General features: G+C 66.9%; 6 protein-coding genes and 1 pseudogene. 2 read left to right on the top strand and 5 right to left on the bottom strand.

Annotated elements, in window-relative coordinates; all coding sequences use genetic code 11:
* On the top strand, nucleotides 1-1,123 hold a 1,123-nt coding region (locus QOI01_RS14120), incomplete at its 5' end, for a sensor histidine kinase (RefSeq protein ID WP_526381873.1).
* Here the strand turns inward: QOI01_RS14120 and QOI01_RS14115 are convergent.
* Both QOI01_RS14115 and QOI01_RS14110 read right to left on the bottom strand, forming a co-directional pair.
* Complete coding sequence (locus tag QOI01_RS14115; RefSeq protein ID WP_526381871.1) at nucleotides 1,084-1,773, bottom strand: response regulator transcription factor; 690 nt, start codon at nucleotides 1,771-1,773, stop codon at nucleotides 1,084-1,086. The two genes, QOI01_RS14120 and QOI01_RS14115, sit on opposite strands and share 40 nt — an antisense overlap.
* A 114-nt stretch (nucleotides 1,774-1,887) precedes the next feature.
* Entirely contained in the window at nucleotides 1,888-2,148 is a 261-nt protein-coding gene (locus QOI01_RS14110) for a hypothetical protein (RefSeq protein ID WP_526381870.1), read from the bottom strand.
* Between the two features lie 134 nt (nucleotides 2,149-2,282).
* Here QOI01_RS14110 and QOI01_RS14105 point away from each other — a divergent pair, with 134 nt between their 5' ends.
* Complete coding sequence (locus QOI01_RS14105) at nucleotides 2,283-2,864, top strand: Chromate resistance protein ChrB (protein WP_526381868.1); 582 nt, start codon at nucleotides 2,283-2,285, stop codon at nucleotides 2,862-2,864.
* A gap of 12 nt (nucleotides 2,865-2,876) precedes the next feature.
* Here QOI01_RS14105 and QOI01_RS14100 read toward each other — a convergent pair whose 3' ends face one another.
* The 3 genes and pseudogenes from QOI01_RS14100 to QOI01_RS14090 all read right to left on the bottom strand — a co-directional run.
* Nucleotides 2,877-3,083 (bottom strand): hypothetical protein, encoded by a 207-nt coding sequence (locus tag QOI01_RS14100; RefSeq protein ID WP_526381866.1) that lies wholly within the window; start codon nucleotides 3,081-3,083, stop codon nucleotides 2,877-2,879.
* Between the two features lie 2 nt (nucleotides 3,084-3,085).
* Nucleotides 3,086-3,853 (bottom strand): COG4280 domain-containing protein, encoded by a 768-nt coding sequence (locus tag QOI01_RS14095; protein WP_526381864.1) that lies wholly within the window; start codon nucleotides 3,851-3,853, stop codon nucleotides 3,086-3,088.
* Between the two features lie 131 nt (nucleotides 3,854-3,984).
* Nucleotides 3,985-4,160, bottom strand: a pseudogene (locus tag QOI01_RS14090) (TetR/AcrR family transcriptional regulator); the annotation flags it as partial.

Here is a 4,160-nt window from a genome sequence, read left to right as displayed (position 1 = left end):
CCAGGCCGGAGTCGTGGTTCAGCGGTCGCAGACCGCACCCGGCACGCCGCTGGTAGCGCCGGACACCATCGGCGCCAAGCTCGTGGTGGGGATCCGCGACCACGTGGCGGTCGACGGAGACATGCGTATCAGCGGTCAGACCGTGGATGGAGCAGGCGGCAGCTACACGGTTCTGGTCGGTGCCGGCAGTGAGGCGGTCGAGTCGACGGTCAAGACGGTTCTGGTGCTGCTGGCGGGAGCCGCACCGCTCGTCACCGCGGTGTCGGCAATCGTCACGTATCTGTTGGTGGCGCGCTCACTTCGATCGGTCGACGCGATCCGGACGAGGGTCGCGGACATCAGCACCTCCGATCTCGCCGAGCGCGTCCCGGTTCCGGCCAACCACGACGAGATCTCCGCGCTTGCCGTGACCATGAACGAGATGCTGGCTCGCATCGAGGCGGGCCACGATGCTCAGCGGCGGTTCGTCGGCGATGCGTCCCACGAGTTGCGTAGCCCGGTTGCTGCGATTCTCTCCGCTCTCGACGTCGCGGCCGCTCACCCGGATCTCCTCAACGAGGAGCTGGCGGATTCGACCCTGCGGCCGGAGGCACGGCGGATGGAGTCCCTCGTCGAGGATCTGCTGCTTCTGGCACGTGCCGACGAACGTGGACTCACGCTGCGGCGCAGAGACGTCGACCTCGACGACGTCGCATCCAATGAGATGGGGCGGTTGCTCAGAGAGACGAAGTCGACCATCGACGCCGATCTGGCGCCGACGCGCCTGGTGGGTGACCCGGGTGGACTGTCGCGGGTCTTGCGCAACCTGCTCGAGAACGCGGCACGGCACGCCACCTCGCGAGTCGAACTGAGGGTCGGTCCGGAAGCCGGCTACGCGATCCTGACGGTGAGCGACGACGGGCCGGGAATTCCCGAGGCGGATCGGCTTCGCGTGTTCGACAGGTTCGTCCGACTTGACTCCGATCGCGCGCGCAGCGGTGGCGGCACCGGACTCGGTCTGGCCATTGTCTCCGAAGTCGTTGCCGCACATGGTGGCAGCGTCACGATAGGTGATCGTCCCGGTGGTGGTGCGCTGGTGACGGTTCAGCTGCCGCTGGAGTACTCACCGGAGTCCAAGCGGTAACCCGCACCGCGGATCGTCTGAATCGTGTTGGTACCGAAGGGTGCGTCTATCTTGCGGCGCACGTAGCCGACGTAGACCTCGACGACGTTGTCCGGTCCTGAGTAATGGGCGTCCCACACGTGCTGCAGCATGTCGTTCTTCGTGACGACGGCGTCCTTGTGTCGCATCAGGTACTCCAGGACGCCGTACTCGCGCGGGGTCAGTTCGATCGGTGTCGAATCGCGCTGCACCACACGACGTGCGGGGTCGAGAGTCAGCGTGCCCGCGGTCAGCACGACCGGGCGCTGGGGAGCGCCGCGACGCATCAGCGCGCGCAACCTCGCGAGCAGCACGATGAAGGCGACCGGCTTGCTCAGGTAGTCGTCAGCGCCAAGATCGAACGCGTCGGTCTGGTCGTAGTCGCCGTCCTTGGCGGTCAGCATCAGGACGGGCGTCCACACTTCGGCGGCGCGCAACTTCCGCAATACTTCGTAACCGTTCAGACCCGGCAACATGATGTCCAGCACGATGACGTCGTACTGGTGCTCGGTGGCCTCCCACAGCCCGTCGACGCCGTTGGAGGCGTGCACGACGACGAAGCCCTCGGCCCGCAAGCCCATGGCGAGGGTCGCGGCGAACCGGGGTTCGTCCTCGACGATCAGGACCTTCACGCGTCTCATCCTCTGCTATTCGGGTTGGGGTGACCAGTGTCGGCCGGCCGGAAGGTGCGGCCGGCGCGCCGTGGAGCTCTCGGCGTGCCGACCGCGATCCGTTCGCCGGTCCGATTATGGCGTCGGTATTGGTGCGTCGGGTGTGTCACCCGGTTCGGGGATGTCGGGCTGCCCTGGGACGTCGGCAGCGTCGGCTTGGTCCGGTGTGTCGCCCGGCTCCGGCGAGTCGGGAGCGCCGGGCACGTCGGGTCCGCTGGTGACGGTCGGGCCCTGTGGCGCTGGCCCGGTCAGTGGGTGAGCCGCTGCGACCGCGCCCGCACCGGGCAGCAGTAGCGCGACGGCGAAACCGGCTGCCACGGTGTGGCGTATCTGCATCTCGGTAGTTCTCCTCTCACGACGCCGCCGTGGTTGGCGCGACGATGGAGGCCACGGTTGCAGCGCGAAGCTGTGAAGACGCTGAGGTCGGCCGGCAAGCAACAGCTTGAGTGGCACTCATGCAGACTGACCTGATGAGCGCGACCGGGGACCATGCCGAGGAGCCGCCGTCGACTGCCGCGGACGGCGAGAACTGGCTCCTGCTGGTCTATCGGATCCCCGCCGAACCGACGCGACTGCGCGCCACCGTGTGGCGACGTTTGAAGTCGCTGGGCGCGGTCTATCTACAGAACTCGGCCGCGGCCCTACCTGCCCGCGAGGGTGCCGAGCGCGCGCTCCGCAAACTGCGGCGCGAGATTCTCGAGATGGATGGTTCGGCGGTGCTTCTGTCCTGTTCGGCGGTGGTCGGCGGGCAGGACGTGGTGGCGTTGTTCGAGGCGGCGCGGGACAGCGAGTACGAGGAGATCCTGGACAAATGCGTGGACTTTCACGCTGGTCTCGAAAAAGAGTACGCCGCAAACCATTTCACCTACGGTGAGCTCGAGGAGAACGAAGTCGAGTTGGTCAAGCTGCGGAACTGGCACGAGAAGGTACGGGCGCGCGACGTGTACGGCGCCCCCAGGCAAGCCGAGACCGCACAGGCGCTGGACGCCTGTGGCGAGGCGCTGGAACTGTATGCCGCTCGGGTGTACGTCGAGGAGGACGAGGGCCGTTGACGGACGGAGCCCTCACGGTTGGCGTCGCGTCGCCCCGAAGATGCTGATGGGCAGTACGGCGATGACTGCGACGACCACGATCCACCACGGAGCGGTGCCGGTGAGGCGATTCACTGCGATGGTGGCAGCGAGGGCAACCGCGATGCTCAGGGCCACCCGCCAGTCGTCACCGACGATGAAGTCGTACCAGAACGCGAAGAACGCACGAACCTTGTTCACGATCAATCCTCCTGGGCCGCAGGAATATCGGCAGCCGTGGTGACGGGTGCGCGACGCCTGAACAGAGCTACCAACAGCAGTGCGTACAGCGCAATCGCGGGGATCAGGATCAGCAGAGCGATGTCCTCGCCCGGCCAGTGCGCGCCGGCGCCTTCGGCGCCCCAATAGATCCCGAAGGCGGTCAGCATCACTCCGACCACGAACTTCATGGCGTTCTCCGGCACTCGCGACAACGGTGCGCGGATGGCGAAGCCCGCCGCCGCCACGAGAAGGACGGCTGCCGTCGCGGCGAGGGCAGCCAGAGGAATACTGCCCTGGTTGGCGCCGAAGGTGAGCGCGATGAATGCCACCTCGAGGCCCTCCAGCATGACGCCCTTGAATGACAGCGTGAAGGCGTACCAGTCGGCCACCAGGGTCCGCGCGGCCACGGGGGCGCTACGTGCCTTTGCGAGAGTGGCCTGATAAGCCAATGTCTCGTCGTGAAGGGCCTTGTTGCCGCTTGCCCGCAGGATCGCCTTGCGCAGCCATTGAAGCCCGAAGATCAGGAGCAGTCCGCCGATGACGAGGCGGAGCCCGTCCAGGGGAATCGCCGATATCGCCGGTCCCACAACGGCGATCACGGCCGCCAGAACCACCACCCCGGTGAGTGCGCCGGTGAGCGCTGATCGCCAGTCGCGCGCAGTGCCTGCCGCAAGGATGATCGTCAGGGCCTCGACGGCCTCGACCAGGCACGCGAGAAAAACCGCGATGAAGAGCGCTGAGCCGCTCATCGTCAACCTCGCCAACTTCGGTCCATGCCGAGCACGGGTGCGCGGCTGTTTGCCACTGATAGTAACCACTGTTAGAGAGTGGGCATAACGTTCACTTGCGGCATGCGCTGCGGTAGGGCGGCTGGCGTGGGCTAACGGCGGGGCGGTTCGAGATACGCGACGATCGCGTTGGTCAACCCGCGCCTGGCCAGGCCAAGGTCGTAGTACGAACCCAGCTGACGCTCCGAGGCCAGGCCGCGCATCGCGCCGGGGATGAACGACGCGACCTCCCGGACGCGGGCGGGGTCGACGTCGACCCCCGCGAAGG

This window comes from Mycobacterium sp. (genome assembly GCF_032162605.1).
In the GTDB taxonomy this organism is placed as follows: domain Bacteria; phylum Actinomycetota; class Actinomycetes; order Mycobacteriales; family Mycobacteriaceae; genus Mycobacterium.
The sequence above is the reverse complement of the archived record's forward strand: the minus strand, read 5'-3'. Positions and strand labels throughout refer to the sequence as shown.